This is a genomic window from Paraconexibacter sp. AEG42_29, from assembly GCF_040581415.1.
GTDB lineage: Bacteria > Actinomycetota > Thermoleophilia > Solirubrobacterales > Solirubrobacteraceae > Paraconexibacter.
The window spans coordinates 4067793-4083300 of the sequence record NZ_CP114014.1 but is presented as its reverse complement, the minus strand read 5'-3'; the positions used below and the strand labels follow the sequence as shown (position 1 = coordinate 4083300).

At 70.2% G+C, this 15508-nt stretch carries 15 protein-coding genes; 13 read left to right on the top strand and 2 right to left on the bottom strand.

Going from position 1 to position 15508, the window contains the following annotated elements; translation table 11 throughout:
* Positions 1 to 39 precede the first annotated feature (39 nt).
* From greA to DSM112329_RS19815, 5 genes are all read left to right on the top strand, one after another.
* Complete coding sequence (greA, locus tag DSM112329_RS19835) at positions 40 to 516, top strand: transcription elongation factor GreA (protein WP_354698288.1); 477 nt, start codon at positions 40 to 42, stop codon at positions 514 to 516.
* A gap of 10 nt (positions 517 to 526) precedes the next feature.
* Complete coding sequence (lysS, locus tag DSM112329_RS19830) at positions 527 to 2005, top strand: lysine--tRNA ligase (protein WP_354698287.1); 1479 nt, start codon at positions 527 to 529, stop codon at positions 2003 to 2005.
* Positions 2006 to 2286: 281 nt separating this feature from the next.
* Complete coding sequence (locus DSM112329_RS19825) at positions 2287 to 4884, top strand: ATP-dependent Clp protease ATP-binding subunit (protein WP_354698286.1); 2598 nt, start codon at positions 2287 to 2289, stop codon at positions 4882 to 4884.
* A gap of 172 nt (positions 4885 to 5056) precedes the next feature.
* Positions 5057 to 5434 (top strand): cyclic nucleotide-binding domain-containing protein, encoded by a 378-nt coding sequence (locus DSM112329_RS19820; RefSeq protein ID WP_354698285.1) that lies wholly within the window; start codon positions 5057 to 5059, stop codon positions 5432 to 5434.
* 10 nt (positions 5435 to 5444) lie between these two features.
* Entirely contained in the window at positions 5445 to 5660 is a 216-nt protein-coding gene (locus tag DSM112329_RS19815) for a CDGSH iron-sulfur domain-containing protein (protein WP_354698284.1), read from the top strand.
* A gap of 437 nt (positions 5661 to 6097) precedes the next feature.
* On the opposite strand, the gene DSM112329_RS19810 is transcribed toward DSM112329_RS19815, so the two are convergent.
* The gene (locus DSM112329_RS19810; RefSeq protein ID WP_354702504.1) at positions 6098 to 6616 is read right to left on the bottom strand and encodes an N-acetyltransferase family protein; all 519 of its coding nucleotides are present in this window, start codon (positions 6614 to 6616) and stop codon (positions 6098 to 6100) included.
* Between the two features lie 99 nt (positions 6617 to 6715).
* Between DSM112329_RS19810 and radA the strand changes: the two genes are divergently transcribed.
* The 6 genes from radA (at position 6716) to ispF (ending at position 12046) form a co-directional block, all read left to right on the top strand.
* The gene (radA, locus tag DSM112329_RS19805) at positions 6716 to 8128 is read left to right on the top strand and encodes a DNA repair protein RadA (RefSeq protein WP_354698283.1); all 1413 of its coding nucleotides are present in this window, start codon (positions 6716 to 6718) and stop codon (positions 8126 to 8128) included.
* Positions 8129 to 8208: 80 nt separating this feature from the next.
* Positions 8209 to 9321 (top strand): DNA integrity scanning diadenylate cyclase DisA, encoded by a 1113-nt coding sequence (disA, locus tag DSM112329_RS19800; protein ID WP_354698282.1) that lies wholly within the window; start codon positions 8209 to 8211, stop codon positions 9319 to 9321.
* A 104-nt stretch (positions 9322 to 9425) separates the two neighbouring features.
* The gene (locus DSM112329_RS19795) at positions 9426 to 10007 is read left to right on the top strand and encodes a CarD family transcriptional regulator (protein ID WP_354698281.1); all 582 of its coding nucleotides are present in this window, start codon (positions 9426 to 9428) and stop codon (positions 10005 to 10007) included.
* Between the two features lie 24 nt (positions 10008 to 10031).
* Positions 10032 to 10712, top strand: a complete 681-nt coding sequence (gene ispD / locus DSM112329_RS19790; protein WP_354698280.1) for a 2-C-methyl-D-erythritol 4-phosphate cytidylyltransferase — start codon at positions 10032 to 10034, stop codon at positions 10710 to 10712.
* Positions 10713 to 10722: 10 nt separating this feature from the next.
* A complete protein-coding gene (locus DSM112329_RS19785) occupies positions 10723 to 11550 on the top strand; it encodes a histidinol-phosphatase HisJ family protein (RefSeq protein WP_354698279.1) in 828 nt (275 codons plus the stop codon).
* 4 nt (positions 11551 to 11554) lie between these two features.
* On the top strand, positions 11555 to 12046 hold the full coding sequence (gene ispF, locus DSM112329_RS19780; RefSeq protein ID WP_354698278.1) for a 2-C-methyl-D-erythritol 2,4-cyclodiphosphate synthase: 492 nt from the start codon (positions 11555 to 11557) through the stop codon (positions 12044 to 12046).
* On the opposite strand, the gene DSM112329_RS19775 is transcribed toward ispF, so the two are convergent.
* Positions 12039 to 12896: a hypothetical protein gene (locus DSM112329_RS19775; RefSeq protein ID WP_354698277.1), complete on the bottom strand. Its 858-nt coding sequence runs from the start codon at positions 12894 to 12896 to the stop codon at positions 12039 to 12041. The genes ispF and DSM112329_RS19775 overlap by 8 nt on opposite strands.
* A gap of 132 nt (positions 12897 to 13028) precedes the next feature.
* On the opposite strand from DSM112329_RS19775, the gene DSM112329_RS19770 reads away from it, so the two are divergent.
* Both DSM112329_RS19770 and DSM112329_RS19765 read left to right on the top strand, forming a co-directional pair.
* Positions 13029 to 14642 (top strand): Na+/H+ antiporter, encoded by a 1614-nt coding sequence (locus tag DSM112329_RS19770; RefSeq protein WP_354702503.1) that lies wholly within the window; start codon positions 13029 to 13031, stop codon positions 14640 to 14642.
* A gap of 54 nt (positions 14643 to 14696) precedes the next feature.
* Positions 14697 to 15464 carry a hypothetical protein gene (locus DSM112329_RS19765; RefSeq protein WP_354698276.1) on the top strand — a complete coding sequence of 256 codons (768 nt, stop codon included), beginning with the start codon at positions 14697 to 14699 and terminating at the stop codon, positions 15462 to 15464.
* Positions 15465 to 15508: the final 44 nt, after the last annotated feature.

Genomic DNA, 15508 nt, shown 5'->3' with positions numbered 1-15508 from the left:
GTGAGCTGACCGGGGCCCCCCGACGACTGAGACCAGACCATGCCGAAGGACGTCATCCTCACCCACGAGGGCCTCGAAGGGCTCAAGACCGAGCTCGAGGAGCTGTCGACCGTCAAGCGTCGCGAGGTCGCGGACCGCATCAAGGAAGCCCGCGAGTTCGGTGACATCTCGGAGAACTCCGAGTACGACGACGCGAAGAACGAGCAGGCCATGCTCGAGACGCGGATCGCCCAGATCGAGGAGCAGATCCGCTCGGCGCGCGTCGTCACGGCCGACGACGTCTCCACCGACGTGGTGGGCGTGGGCGTCACCGTCACCGTGAAGTCGGAGGACGGGAAGGACAGCAAGTTCACGATCGTCGGCTCCGCCGAGTCCAAGCCGCCGGAGAAGCTCTCCAACGAGTCGCCGGTCGGCAAGGCGCTGATGGGCAAGAAGAAGGGCGACGAGGTCACCGTGCAGCTGCCGACGGGCAAGTCGCGCAAGCTCACCATCACCAAGATCGACCTCGGGCTCTAGGTCCGTCGCCATGAGCGACGACCCCCAGGGCGCCGCGCCCGAGCACGAGCTGCTGGCGGTCCGCCGCGGCAAGCTCGACCGGCTCCGCGCGGCGGGCGTCGACCCGTTCCCGCACGCGTACACGGGCGTGACCCCGATCGGGGACGTCCGCAGCGCGCACGCGGACCTCGAGGCCGGCGCCGAGACCGAGATCCGCTACCGCATCGCCGGGCGGCTGCACGCACGCCGCGGCCAGGGCAAGATGGCGTTCCTGGACCTCGACGACCGCTCCGGCCGCCTGCAGCTGCAGGCCAAGCGGGACGTCCTGGGGGACGAGCTCATGGACCGGGTGCTGGACGACCTTGACCTCGGCGACCTGGTCGGCGTCGACGGGACGGTCTTCTGCTCGCGCCGCGGCGAGCTGTCCCTGCGCGTGGAGTCGCTGGACGTGCTGGCGAAGTCGCTGCGGCCGCCGCCGGACAAGCACCACGGCCTGCAGGACGTCGAGCAGCGCTTCCGCCGCCGGGAGCTCGACCTGATCGGCAACGCCGAGAGCCGCGCGCTCTTCGTCACCCGCGCGAAGGTCATCTCGACGGTCCGCCGTGCGCTCGACGAGGACGGCTTCGTCGAGGTCGAGACGCCGATCCTGCAGCCGCTGTACGGCGGCGCGATGGCGCGTCCCTTCGTCACCCACCACAACGCGCTGGACCGCGACTTCTACCTGCGGATCGCCACGGAGCTGTACCTCAAGCGGCTGATCGTCGGCGGCCTGGAGCGCGTCTACGAGCTCGGCAAGGACTTCCGCAACGAGGGCGTCTCGTTCAAGCACAACCCCGAGTTCACGATGCTCGAGTGGTACGAGGCTTACGCCGACTACGAGGACGCCGCCGCGCGCCTGGAGTCGATCGTGCACGCCGTGTCGGTGGCGGTCGGCTACGAGGGGGAGCTGGACTTCAGCCCGCCGTGGCGCCGCGTGTCGTTCGTCGAGGCGATCCAGGAGGCGACCGGGGTCGACATCATGGCCCACCCGGAGTCGGCCGACCTGGCCGCCGCGATCAAGGCTGCGGGCCTGGAGCTGAAGGGCGTCGACGACCTCACGTGGCCGCAGCTGGTCGACGACCTGCTCTCCAAGCACGTCGAGCCGAACCTCAAGCAGCCGACGTTCGTCATGGACTACCCCGTCGCGATCTCCCCGTTCGCCAAGGCGCACCGGACCAAGCCGGGCCTGACCGAGCGCTTCGAGGCGTTCTGCGACGGCATGGAGATCGCGAACGCGTTCACCGAGCTCAACGACCCGGATGTCCAGCGCGAGCGCTTCGAGGCGCAGGTCCGATTCTCCGAGGCCGGGGACGAGGAGGCGCAGCCGTACGACGAGGTGTTCGTGCAGGCGCTCGAGCAGGGCATGCCGCCGACCGGCGGCCTCGGGCTCGGCATCGACCGCCTCGTGATGCTGATGACGGGCGTGCGGACGATCCGCGAGGTCGTCCTCTTCCCCGCCATGCGCGACTGAGCCGAGACGCCGGCGGGAGGTCCGTCGCTGGCGCGTTGCCGCTCGACCTGGTGGTGCGCAGAGCCCGGCGCCTTTCCTCCCTCCGGATGGTCTGCGCGAGCCGTCCCCGTTGGTAGACTGGCCTATGGGCGTCGATCACCCCCGGTCTCTCATCTATTTGGCCCCCGCGGCCGAATACACGGGTGCCCGGGGACTTCGCCGTCCCCTGATCTTCTCTGGGATCGAGACCAGGCACTACCCAAGCCGGACGCAGCAGCGCACCGGCAGGAAGGACTAGCAGCATGTTCGAGCGATTTACCGAACGGGCCCGCCAGGTCGTAGTTCTCGCGCAGGAAGAGGCGCGGACGCTCAAGCACAACTACATCGGGACCGAGCACATCCTGCTCGGCCTGTTGCGCGAGGAAGAGGGTCTCGCCGCGCGTGTGCTCGAAAGCCTGGACATCACCGTCGAACGCGTCCGCGCGCAGGTCGTGCGGATCGTCGGCTCCGGCGAGGAGGTGACCTCCGGCCAGATCCCCTTCACGCCCCGCGCGAAGAAGGTGCTGGAGCTCGCGCTCCGCGAGGCGCTGAGCCTCGGCCACAACTACATCGGCACCGAGCACATCCTGCTCGGCCTGGTCCGTGAGAACGAGGGCGTCGCCGCCCGCATCCTGCTCGACTTCGACGCGGACTCCGAGAAGATCCGCAACGAGGTCATCCGGATGCTCTCGGGCCCCGGCGGCCGTCGTCAGGGCTCCGGCTCGGGCGCGGCGTCCGGCACGGGCTCCGGGACGACCAGCGGCGCCGGTGGCGCCCAGGGCGAGGGCAAGAAGTCCTCCAAGCTCCTGGACCAGTTCGGCCGCAACCTCACCAAGCTCGCCTCCGACGGCAAGCTCGACCCGGTGGTCGGTCGCGAGACCGAGATCGAGCGGATCATGCAGATCCTCTCCCGCCGCACCAAGAACAACCCGGTTCTGATCGGCGAGCCGGGCGTCGGCAAGACGGCCGTCGTCGAGGGCCTCGCCCAGCGCATCACGAACTCGGACGTGCCGGAGCTGCTGAAGAACAAGCAGATCTACACGCTCGACCTCGCTGCCCTGGTCGCCGGCTCCAAATACCGCGGTGAGTTCGAGGAGCGCCTGAAGAAGGTGATGAAGGAGATCACCCAGCGCGGCGACATCATCCTGTTCATCGACGAGATCCACAACCTCGTCGGCGCGGGTGCCGCCGAGGGTGCGATCGACGCCGCCTCGATCCTGAAGCCCGCGCTCGCGCGCGGTGAGCTGCAGACGATCGGTGCGACGACGCTCGACGAGTACCGCAAGTACCTGGAGCGCGACTCCGCCCTGGAGCGCCGCTTCCAGCAGATCCGCGTGGAGCAGCCGTCCGTCGAGGAGACCGTCCAGATCCTGGAGGGCCTGCGCGACCGGTACGAGCAGCACCACAAGGTCGAGATCACCGACGAGGCCCTGCTGGCCGCGTCGGAGCTCGCCGACCGCTACATCGCGGACCGGCAGCTCCCGGACAAGGCCATCGACCTCATCGACGAGGCCGCGTCCCGCATGCGCATCAAGTCCATGACCTCCCCGCCCGTGTACCGGGAGCTCGAGGAGGACATCGAGAAGACGCGCCGCGAGAAGGAGGCGTCGATCGAGGCGCAGGAGTTCGAGAAGGCCGCCAACCTCCGTGACACGGAGCGGCGCCTGACGAACAAGAAGCGCGAGCTCGAGGAGGCCTGGGAGCAGGGCGAGGCCGAAGGCCAGGAGCGTCCCGCGATCGGCGAGGAGGAGATCGCCGACATCGTCTCCATGTGGACCGGCATCCCGGTCTTTAAGCTCACCGAGGCCGAGACGGCCAAGCTGATGCGGATGGAGGACGAGCTCCACAAGCGCGTCATCGGGCAGCACGCCGCCGTCGAGGTCATCTCGAAGGCGATCCGCCGCTCCCGCGCCGGCCTGAAGGACCCGAAGCGGCCGACCGGCTCGTTCGTGTTCCTCGGCCCGTCCGGCGTCGGCAAGACCGAGCTGGCCCGCACGCTCGCCGAGTTCCTGTTCGGGGACGAGGAGTCGATGATCCGCATCGACATGTCGGAGTACATGGAGAAGCACGCCGTGTCCCGGCTCGTCGGCTCGCCCCCCGGCTACATCGGGTACGACGAGGGCGGTCAGCTGACCGAGGCCGTGCGGCGCAAGCCGTACTGCGTCCTCCTGCTCGACGAGATCGAGAAGGCGCACCCGGACGTGTTCAACATCCTCCTGCAGATCCTGGAGGACGGTCGCCTGACCGACTCCCAGGGCCGCACGGTGGACTTCCGGCACGCGATCGTGATCATGACCTCGAACATCGGTGCCTCGGAGATCGCGCGGAACACCCCGCTCGGCTTCTCCGTCGGCGACGACGACGCGGGTATGACCTACGACGACATGAAGTCGCGTGTCATGGGCGAGCTCAAGAAGGTCTTCCGGCCTGAGTTCCTCAACCGCATCGACGACGTGCTGGTCTTCCACAAGCTGCAGAAGGCGGAGATCAAGACGATCGTGGAGCTCCTGCTCACCCGCATCCGCCAGTCGCTGGCGGAGCGCGAGCTGCAGCTGGAGTTGACCGAGGACGCCAAGGACCTGCTCGTCGAGAAGGGCTGGGACCCCGCCATGGGCGCCCGTCCCCTCCGCCGCGCGATCCAGCGCTACATCGAGGATCCGCTCGCGGACTTCGTGCTGCGCTCCGAGCTGACGCCCGGTGGCACGGTCCTCGTCGAGCGGGCTCCGGAGGGCGTCGACCCGCCCGTCCAGCTGTCCGTCATCCAGCCGAAGGTCCCGGCCGGTGTCGGCGCAGGCGAGTCCGAGGGTGTCGCGTTGACCAAGGGCGAGGAGCCCGAGGCCCCCGCCGAGGACGCCAAGTAACAGCGACGGCGCGGACCGCCCGCGCCGACCAGATGCAGTGCGAGGGGCCCCGTGGAAGCGGGGCCCCTCGTGCGTGTGAGATGGCGCACCCCCAGCTTTCTCCACAAGCGTCATGTTTTGGGAGAAGATCGCTCGACATCGAGGGAGGAACGTTTCTGTGGACGCATCACGCTTGAAGAAGATCTCCGTGTTCGCCGCGCTCGAGGAGAGCGCGCTGAACACGATCGCCGGACTGGCCTCGGAGGTCTCCGTGCCGGCCGGGAAGGAGCTCGTCCGCGAGGGCGACTACTCGTACGACCTGCTCGCGATAGAGGAAGGCACGGCCAAGGTCGAGCGCGGCGGGGAGCACCTCGCCGACCTCGGACCCGGCGACATCATCGGGGAGATGGGCGTGCTGGAGAAGGCACAGCGCACCGCGACCGTCACGGCGACCTCGCCGATGCTGCTCGTCACCATGGACCGCTGGGACGTCAAGCGGCTCGCCAAGCAGGCCCCGACCGTCGTGGCGGACCTGAAGCAGCTGATCGAGGAGCGCCGCGCCCACGCCTGAGCGCCGCCCCGTGGCGGACGACGTCACGACGATCAAGGTCCGCGACGACGGGCCCTACAAGCTGACCGGCCCGGTGCGCCTCGTCGACGTCGACGGGGCGGCCTGGTCGGTGGCGGAGGGCGACACGGTCGTCCTCTGCCGGTGCGGCCTCAGCGCCGACAAGCCGTTCTGCGACGGCTCGCACAAGGCCGGCGGGTTCACCAGCCGGGAGCGCGTGGGGTCCTGACCCGATGTCCGGTGTCCTGACGGGCTGTCAGGATGCGCGTGGGTAGGCGCAACTCTCACGGAAGGGCCGCGTTGCGGTGGGTGATGCAGGCACAGAACGGATCAACAATCGCGTGGCTCGTCGCCTTCTGCGTCGTCGCAGGCCTCTTGGCGGCGGCGGTCAGTCCCGGCGGCATCTGAGCGAGTCCGCGGCTCGCGCTCCGCGAGCCGGCGGATGGGCAAACCGCTGCGGCCGTGACGCCGGCGCCGCCCGCGTCGCGACACGACAGCGGTCAACGGCGTCCGGCCGGGCTGGGAGCCGTGCTATCCACCACTCGTCCGCCCGGCGGTGGTCAGTGGCGTCCCGCCCGGGTGGGAGCCGTGCGATCCACCACTCGTCCCGCGCGGCGAGCCCAGCAACTCCGCGACGGACTCAGCAGACCACGCGCGGTCGCGGGGCTACGAGACGTGGCGGCCGACGTGCACCAGATCGCGCCAGACGCCGTCCATGTTCGCGACGCGCGGCATGTGGCCCCAGCGCTCGAAGCCGCGGCTCTCGAACAGCCGCAGGCTCGGTGCGTTGTGCGCGAAGACGAGGCCGATCAGGGCGTGGACGCCGGCCTTCGGCGCCTCCGCGATCACGTGGTCCAGGAGGCGGCCACCGAGGCCTGCGCCGCGCTGGTCGTCCCTGAGGTAGATGCTGACCTGCGCCGTGGGCTTGTAGGCGGCGCGGATGTAGAAGTCGCTGAGGCCCACCCAGGCGACGACCTCGCCGGCCGGATCCTCGGCCACCCACAACGGCCGCTCGTGTGGCGTGCTGGCCTCGAACCACGGAACGCGTTCCTCGACCGTGAAGGGCTCGAGCTGCGCGGTCGCCGTGCGGCCGGGGATCGTCGCGTTGAAGAGGTCGACGATCGCCGGCAGGTCGGCGCGACGCGCGAGGCGGATCTGCGGCTGGGGCGTTGGGGACGACGGGATGGCGGGGGATGCTAGCTGGCGCGTTCGTGCCGGCACCGCTGCGGAGCTGTGCCGGAAGCGTGGAATCGTCCGGTCCGCGGCCTACCGTGGAGCGACCTCATGGCCCGCCCGACCACGATCCACGTCTGCTCCACCTGCGCCCAGCGCGAGCCCCGCTGGATGGGTCAGTGCCCGGGCTGCGGCGAGTGGAACACGATGGTGGAGGAGCGCTCCGCCCCGGTCGCGACGGCAGCCGGGGGCGGGTCGCGGCTCCGCGGCAGCGGCGGGGCCAGACCGGCCGCGGTCACACGGCTGAAGGACGTCGACACCAGCCGGGCCCCACGGCTGAAGACCGGGATCGGCGAGGTCGACCGCGTGCTCGGCGGGGGTCTCGTCGCCGGGTCGCTGGTGCTGCTCGGCGGCTCCCCCGGCATCGGCAAGTCGACGCTGACCGGCATGGCGCTCGGGAACCTCGCGGCGGCAGGGCGGGACGTCCTGTACGTGTCCGGTGAGGAGTCCGCCCAGCAGATCCGCCTGCGCCACGAGCGCCTGCTCACGCCGTCGTGCGCGGCCCTCGACGTCCCGGTCCTCGCGGAGACCGACCTCGGCACCGTCCTGGCGACGATCGAGGCGGAGAAGCCCGACGTCGTGGTCATCGACTCGGTCCAGACCCTGCACGCGGCTGAGCTCAGCGGCGCGCCGGGATCCGTCGGCCAGGTGCGCGAGGTCGCGGCGCGGATCATGCAGGTCGCCAAGCCGTCGGGGACCGCGGTGCTGCTCGTCGGCCACGTGACCAAGGAGGGGTCGCTCGCCGGCCCGCGGGTCCTCGAGCACCTGGTCGACTGCGTGCTGCAGTTCGAGGGTGAGCGCGAGCGCATGTACCGGACGCTGCGCGCGCTCAAGAACCGCTTCGGCTCGACGAACGAGGCCGGGGTCTTCGAGATGATGTCCGGCGGCCTGGTCGAGGTCCTCGACGCCAGTGCGCGCTTCGTGTCCGAGGCGACGCGCAAGCCGGGGAGCGTCGTCCTCGCGGCGATGGAGGGCTCGCGCCCACTCCTGGTCGAAGTGCAGGCGCTGGTCTCGCCGAGCGAGCTGGTCCCGCCGCGGCGGGTGGTGAACGGCATCGACCGCAACCGGCTCGCCCTCGTGCTGGCGGTCCTCGGCCGCCACGCCGGCGTGGGGGTCGGGACTGCCGACGTCTTCGTCAATGTCGTGGGCGGGGTCCGCGTCGACGAGCCCGGGGCGGACCTCGCGATCGCGCTGGCGGTCGCCAGCGCCCAGCGCGGGGTGGCCCTCGGCAGCGCGGACGGCAAGCTGCCCGCGGCCTGCTTCGGCGAGGTTGGCCTGACCGGCGAGCTGCGGACCGTCGCCCACGCGGACCGGCGCATGGACGAGGCGCGCAAGTTCGGGCTCGCGACCGTGGTGTCCCCGGCGCGGACCCCGACGCTGCGGGCGGCGCTGAAGTCCGTCCTCGCCCCCGGCGCGGCGGCGGGCTCTGGGCCTGACCGCACGGGCGAAACCCGGCGGGCTTGACTTTCTGGCGCGTCCGTGCCCTGCGCCGGGCCTAAACGCGACATCAAGAAAGGTCGAAAAGCCTGGTAGAATCGACCTAGATGGCGCAGCGATCCGGGGATGAACCCAACGAGCTCGAGACTCGTCAAGAGCCCCGGCTCGTCAAGGCACTGGAGATGGTGGCACCCGGTACGGCGCTCCGTGAGGGTATCGACGACATCCTCCACGCCCACACGGGTGGTCTGATCATGATCGGCGACCCGGAGGAGCTGAGCTTCCTCTTCTCCGGCGGCATGAAGCTCGACATCGACTACACGCCGGCGACGCTCTACCAGGTCGCGAAGATGGACGGCGCGATCGCGCTGAACGCCAACGCGACGAAGATCGTCATCGCGAACGTCCAGCTGATGCCGGACCCGACCATCCTCACGCTCGAGACGGGGACGCGCCACCGCACCGCCGAGCGCGTCTCCAAGCAGACCGACGCGCTCGTCATCGCCGTGTCGCAGCGCCGCGAGGTCGTCTCGCTGTACGTCGACGGGGCGAAGTACATCCTCGAGGACATCCCGGTGGTGCTCGCGAAGGCCAACCAGGCGCTCGCGACGCTCGACAAGTACCGCACGCGCCTGGACCAGGTCTCCACCCGCCTGACCGCCCTGGAGTTCGAGGGCGGCGCCACGCTGCACGACGTCCTGACGGTCCTCCAGCGCTCCGAGCTCGTGACGCGCATGGCCGTCGAGATCGAGCGCTACATCGTCGAGCTCGGCCGCGAGGGCCGTCTGATCGAGATGCAGCTCGAGGAGACCATGGTCGGCACCGCCGCCGACAAGGCCGCCCTCGTCCACGACTACCTCGCCGAGGACAGCGACGAGGCCTTCGCCTCCGCCCTCGACCAGGTGGGCAGACTTCCGCACCAGGACCTCCTGGACTTCGGCCGCCTGGCCGAGCTCATGGGGTACGACCGCAAGCTCAACACCCTGGACTATCCGGTCTCCCCGCGGGGCTACCGGATCCTGGGTCGCATTCCCCGCCTTCCCAAGCTCGTCGTGCAGCAGATCGTCAAGGAGTTCGGCGGTCTGGACGAGATGCTCGCTGCGACCGACGCAGAGCTTGAGACGGTCGAGGGAGTGGGAGAGATCCGGGCGAAGGACATCCGCGAGGGTCTTCGCCGGTTGCAAGAGATCAACCTCGTGGACCGCTATCTGCAGACGTAGGACCAGCCGCACCCACCCGCCGGCAAGACGCAGGCGGCTTTGCACCACCGCACCACCGACCGCGGGACCGCGGCCGGATGACCAAGGAGCACACCATTCCTGAGATGACCGAAGACCAGTTCACCGACGAGGACCTCGAGCTCCCGGTGATCGTGAACATCGACTTCGATATCGGCGACCACGTCGTCTATCCGCATCACGGAGCAGGCAAGGTGCTCAAGAAGGAAGTCAAGAAGATGTTCGGTGAGGAGCGCGAGTACCTCACCATCAAGATCCTCCACAACGACATGACCGTGATGGTCCCGTGCGAGAACGCCGGGATCGCGGGCCTGCGTCACATCATCGACGAGAAGACGATCCAGGAGGTCCTCGCGGTCCTTCAGGACGAGCTCTCGGAGATGCCGAAGAACTGGAACCGCCGCTTCAAGCACAACCGCGACAAGATCAAGACGGGCTCCATCCACGAGCTCGCCGAGGTCGTGCGCAACCTGGCGATCCGCGAGCACGACAAGGGCCTCTCCACCGGTGAGAAGCAGATGTACACCCGTGCCAAGAAGATCCTCGCCTCCGAGCTGATGTACGCGCTGGAGAAGTCCGAGGACGAGGCCGAGGCGTACCTCGACGACCTGCTGTCCGAGTCCGCCGGCGGGCACGTGGCCGCCGCCGCAGCAGCGGCGAAGGTCTGAGCCGCCGGCCGGACCGCCCGACACATGCGTGAGCCGGTTGCGCTGATCGTCGCCGCCGGCCGTGGCGAGCGCCTTGGGTCCTCTGGGCCCAAGGCGTTCGTCGTCTGTGGGGGGCGCCCGATGCTCGACTGGTCGGTGGACGCCTTCCGTGCCGCCGGGGTCGAGCGGATCGTGGTAGCCCTGCCGCAGGGCTACGCGGCGCCCGACGGGTGCATCGGCGTCAACGGCGGCGCCGAGCGCTCACACTCGGTCCGCGCGGCGCTGACCGCGGCGGCCGATGCCGCCGTCGTCCTCGTCCACGACGCGGCCCGGCCGCTGCTGACGGCCGACATCGTGCGGGCGTGCCTGGACGGCCTCGGGGACGGGGTGGACGCCGCCATCGCCGCGGCACCGGTCACCGACACCATCAAGGAGGCGGACGGCCACGACGTCGTCCGGACCCTCGATCGCTCGCGTCTGTGGGCGATCCAGACACCGCAGGTCTTCCGGGCGCCGGCGCTCCGGGATGTCCTCGCCCAGGACGACGCGGTGCTGGCCGCAGCCACCGACGACGCCTCGCTCATCGAGGCGGCCGGCGGCACCGTCCGCGTCGTCCCCAGCTCCCGCGAGAACTTCAAGGTGACGACGCCCGAGGACCTGCGGCTCGCCGAGCTCGTCCTCGCCGAGCGGCTGCGCGCGGACGCCGCCACGGCCGGACCGGGATAATCCGCCGCGCATGCTGACCGACTACCACGTCCACCTGCGCCCGGACGGGCCGGGCAGCGACGCCGCCGACTTCTTCACCCCCGAGAACGCCGCCGTCTACCGCGAGCACGCCGAGGAGCGCGGCATCGCCGAGCTCGGCGTGAGCGAGCACATCTACCGCTTCACGGCCGCCCTTGACGTCTGGCAGCACGAGCTCTGGCGGGGCAGCGCGAAGGACGACATCGACGCGTACTGCGCGTTCGTCCGCGAGGACACCGACCTGCGCCTCGGCATCGAGGCCGACTTCATCCCGGGGACCGAGGACCGCATGGCGGACCTCCTCGACGCCCGCGACTGGGACTACGTCATCGGGTCGATCCACTTCCTCGGCGACTACGCGCTGGACATGGCGACCTACGACATCTGGGACTCGAAGAACTCGCCGGAGAAGGTCTGGGGGACGTACTTCACCTGGCTCGGCGAGGCGGCGATGAGCGGCCTCTTCGACGTGCTCGCCCACCCCGACCTCGTGAAGCACTGGGGGCGGACGCGGCCCTTCCCGGAGGACGACCTGCGCAACTACTACGAGCTCGCGATGGAGGGCATCGCGGCGTCGAACATCACGATCGAGGTGTCGACGGCCGGCTTGCGCAAGCCGGTCAACGAGATCTACCCGGCCCCCGGGTTCCTCGAGATGTGCATCGAGGCCGGCAACCCGATCGCGCTGAGCTCGGACGCCCACACCCCGGAGCACCTCGGGTACGGCTACCAGGACGCGCTGCTGTACCTGGCCGACCTCGGCGTCACGGAGCTCGCGACCTTCGACCGCCGGATGCGCATCATGGAGCCGATCGGATGACGCGATGACCGTGCGGTCCGGGATCGGGTGGGACTCCCACCGGCTCGCCGCCGGCCGTCCGCTGATCCTCGGCGGGGTCGAGCTGCAGCATCCCGACGGCCTCGGCCTCGACGGCCACTCCGACGCCGACGTCCTCGCGCACGCGATCACCGACGCGCTGCTGGGCGCGGCCGGCCTCGGCGACATCGGGCAGCACTTCCCGGACACCGACGAGGCGTTCCGCGGCGCCGACTCGCTGGCGCTCCTCCGGGAGAGCGTGGCCCGCGCCGCCGCCGCGGGCTGGCGGCCGACGTTCGCCGACGCGACGGTGGTCATGGAGCGCCCGAAGCTGAAGGACCACCGCGCCACGATGCGCGCGAACCTCGCCGCGGCCCTCGGGCTGGCCGACGACGAGGTCAACATCAAGGCGAGCACGGGCGAGCGGATCGGCTTCGTCGGCCGCGAGGAGGGCGTCGCCGCCCTCGCGACCGTCACCGTCGCCCGCGTCGCTACTTGACCGTCGCGGTCTTCACCATGCCGAGGACGTTGTGCTCCTTGCCCTTGGACGCCTTGCTCTCGTAGAAGCAGACGAAGACGTAGCTGCCCGGCTTGGCGTCGAACGCCAGGTCCTGGGTCACGCCGGGCCCGATGATGTTCGCCCCGGTGGCGTTCCCGCGGATCTCCTTGCCGGCGGCCTTCTCGTTGCTCGCCTTGAACGCCTTGGCCAGCCGCGCTGCGCCGGCCGGGTTCTGGGCCTTGAACGTGACGAGGATGTGGTTGCGCTTGCCCTTGTTGACGATCCGCAGATCGCCGTTCCGCGGCAGCCTCCCGGCGACCTCGAACTTGTAGTCGAACATCGAGAGCGTCGCGGTCGCCGCGGGCAGCGCGGCCGGCGGCGTCGCGCCGGCGGCCGGGACGACGAACGGGGTCGTGGGGTTGACCTTCTCGTCGCTGAAGTCCGCGAAGAGGTAGTTGCCCGGAGTGAGCTCGAACGTCGCCTCGCCGGGCTTGGCCACGCTGACCTCGGTCCCGCCGACGGCGGTGATGTCCTTGAGCTTCTCGAACGCCGTGCCGTTGCTGATCGAGCGGACGGCCTTCTGCGCGGCCGCGACGTCGGCCCCGTCCGCGAGCCGGAAGACCTGGAAGCCGTGCTCACCCTTGACCTTGGTGGACACCTTGAAGCGGACCGCGCCGGCCGGGACGGTCGCGGGGCCGGACGGCGTGCTCTTCAGCTTGCCGAGCGTGTACGCGACGACGGGCGGCGCCGCCGGCGCCGACTCCTGCGCGACGGCGATCGCGGCGCCGGCCGCGATGGCCGCAGTGGTGGTCAGCGCGACGAGCGAGCGCGCCTCGAGCGAACGGTGCATGGCCCCTCCAAGGGTCGAGATGGTGTTCGTATGCCCACACACCTGGGCTGACGATTGGCCTTTTTTTGGTAGTGCGTCAGGGTGTCGTGGGTGCGCGCGCGAACCGCGGCTAATAGCCTGCAGTGCTTGTCCGTGCTGACGCTCGCCACCTCCGAGGGCCACCACCTGGACCTCGTGCTGCTGGGGGTGCTCGTCGCCGTCGCGCTGTTCCTGCTGGCCGCGCAGCGGTCCGGCCTGCCGTATCCGATCCTGCTGGTCGTCGGCGGCGGGCTCTTCGGCTTCATGCCCGGGTCGCCGGACGCGTCGCTGGACCCGGACCTCGTCCTCGTCATCTTCCTCCCGCCGCTGCTGTACTCGGCCGCGTTCTTCAGCTCGCTCAGCGATCTGCGCGCGAACATCCGGCCGATCTCGATGCTCGCCATCGGGCTGGTGGTGGTGACCTCGCTCGTGGTCGGCGTCGTCGCAAAGCTCGTCATCGACGAGCTGTCGTGGGCGGCGGCGTTCACGCTCGGAGCGGTGCTGTCGCCGACCGACCCGGTCGCCGCGACCGCGATCGCCGGCCGCTCCGGGGCGCCCCGCCGGTTCATCACCGTGGTGGAGGGCGAGAGCCTGGTCAACGACGCGACGGCACTGATCGCCTACCGCTTCGGCGTCGCCGCGGTGCTGACGGGGTCGTTCTCTGTGGTCGACGCGCTCGGGACGTTCGCCTACAGCGCAGCCGCCGGCATCGCCATCGGGATCGGCGTCGGCGTCGTGATCGCCTGGCTGCGCGCGCGGCTCGACGATCCTCCGACCGAGATCACGATCTCCCTGCTCACGCCGTACTTCGCGTACCTCCCAGCGGAAGCGCTCGGGGTCAGCGCGGTGCTCGCGGCCGTGGTCGCGGGCATCTGGCTCGGCTGGCGCTCACCGCAGCTGATCACGCCGGCGACGCGGATGCAGGCGTTCGCGTTCTGGGAGATCCTCGTGTTCCTGATGAACGCGGCGCTGTTCGTCCTCGTCGGGTTGGAGCTGCCGCACGTCGTCGAGGCCGCCCGCGAGGGGACCGACGACGGCACGCTCGTCCTCTACGGCCTGCTGATCGCGACCACGATCGTGGTGGTCCGCTTCCTTTGGGTCTTTCCCACCACCTACCTGCCGCGCATCCTCAGCGCGCGGATCCGCGACCGCACCCCCGTCCCCGACATCGGTCACACCTTCCTGGTCGCGTTCACCGGCATGCGCGGCGCCGTGTCGCTGGCCGCGGCTCTGGCCATCCCCGAGACCACGGACGCCGGGGTCCCGTTCCCCGGCCGGGACCTGATCATCTTCATCGTCTACGTGACGATCCTCGTCACGGTCGTGGTGCAGGGCCTGACGCTCGGGCCGCTGATCCGAGCCCTGAACGTCGAGGACGACGAGGACGCCCACCGCCTGCGGGAGAGCAAGGCGCGACTGCGCGCTGCAGACGCCGCGATCTCGCGGATCGACGAGCTGGCCGACGAGGCGTGGGTCCGCAACGAGACCGCCGACCGGATGCGGGGACTCTACGAGTACCGCGTCAAGCGCTTCAGCGCACACTTCGACGACGAGGACGACGGCGACATCGAGCGCCGCTCCCAGGCGTACCAGCGACTCCGGCGGGAGGTGCTGAACGCCGAGCGGGGCGAGATCATCCGGCTGCGCAACCAGGGCTTCATCAACGACGAGATGATGCGGCGCATCGAGCGCGACCTCGACCTCGAGGACGCCCGGCTCGAGGACTGACAGCCCGGCGGCGGAACCGGCGGGCTCACGTCCGCACTGCGTCACCATGGGGTGGTGCGCCGCGCGCTGCTCATCATCCTGGTCCCGCTCCTGCTGATGACCGCCGGCGTCGGCGCCCCCGCGGCGGCAGCAGCGGCACGGCCGGTCACGACGTCCGCGAACGCCGAGGCCCGGATGGGCAAGGTCGGCGCGCCGCCGCGCAGCGCTCGTGCCGCCGCGCGCCTGGTCTTCAAGCGTCCGGAGCTGCGGCCCGAGAACCGTGCGGCGACCCACCGCCGGCCCACGAAGGCCCAGCTGGCCCGCTTCCGGCGGCAGTCGGACATGCCCTACCGCAGCCGCGTGAGCGGGCAGTACGCCGGCACGACCGACCAGGTCATCCAGTGGGCCGCCTTCAAGCACCGGATCCCGGTCGACCTCGCGCGGGCCGTCGCCGTCGTCGAGAGCTACTGGGTGATGAGCACGCTGGGCGACAACGGCGACTCGTTCGGCCTCTTCCAGATGCGGCGCCCGTACCACTGCTGCCTGCCGTTCATGCAGCGCGACGCCGCGTTCAACGCCGACTACTGGGGCGCCATCGTCCGGGCGTTCTACGACGGTCGCCAGACGTGGCTGAACACGGTCGACGGGAACGGCCGCGGCTACACGTCCGGGGACCTCTGGGGCTCGCTGGGGGTGTGGGCGTCCGGCCGCTGGCACGACGGGTCCGCGGAGACCTACATCGCGAAGGTCAAGCAGGTCCTGGACGAGCGCACGTGGACCACGGAGAACTTCCGCCGGTACTACACGGTGGCCGGTCGGCCGGTCGACCGCGGTCCACGCTGACCCGGGGCACGCCACGGGTCGCCGGACCCGCGTAGATTGCGGGA

Bases quoted from the DNA above. Each gene is read 5' to 3' on its own strand.
- greA (WP_354698288.1), top strand. From the start codon at position 40: ATGCCGAAGGACGTCATCCTCACCCACGAGGGCCTCGAAGGGCTCAAG.
- DSM112329_RS19825 (WP_354698286.1), top strand. From the start codon at position 2,287: ATGTTCGAGCGATTTACCGAACGGGCCCGCCAGGTCGTAGTTCTCGCG.
- disA (WP_354698282.1), top strand. From the start codon at position 8,209: ATGGCGCAGCGATCCGGGGATGAACCCAACGAGCTCGAGACTCGTCAA.
- DSM112329_RS19785 (WP_354698279.1), top strand. From the start codon at position 10,723: ATGCTGACCGACTACCACGTCCACCTGCGCCCGGACGGGCCGGGCAGC.
- radA (WP_354698283.1), top strand. From the start codon at position 6,716: ATGGCCCGCCCGACCACGATCCACGTCTGCTCCACCTGCGCCCAGCGC.
- ispF (WP_354698278.1), top strand. From the start codon at position 11,555: ATGACCGTGCGGTCCGGGATCGGGTGGGACTCCCACCGGCTCGCCGCC.
- DSM112329_RS19795 (WP_354698281.1), top strand. From the start codon at position 9,426: ATGACCGAAGACCAGTTCACCGACGAGGACCTCGAGCTCCCGGTGATC.
- lysS (WP_354698287.1), top strand. From the start codon at position 527: ATGAGCGACGACCCCCAGGGCGCCGCGCCCGAGCACGAGCTGCTGGCG.
- DSM112329_RS19775 (WP_354698277.1), bottom strand. From the start codon at position 12,896: ATGCACCGTTCGCTCGAGGCGCGCTCGCTCGTCGCGCTGACCACCACT.
- ispD (WP_354698280.1), top strand. From the start codon at position 10,032: ATGCGTGAGCCGGTTGCGCTGATCGTCGCCGCCGGCCGTGGCGAGCGC.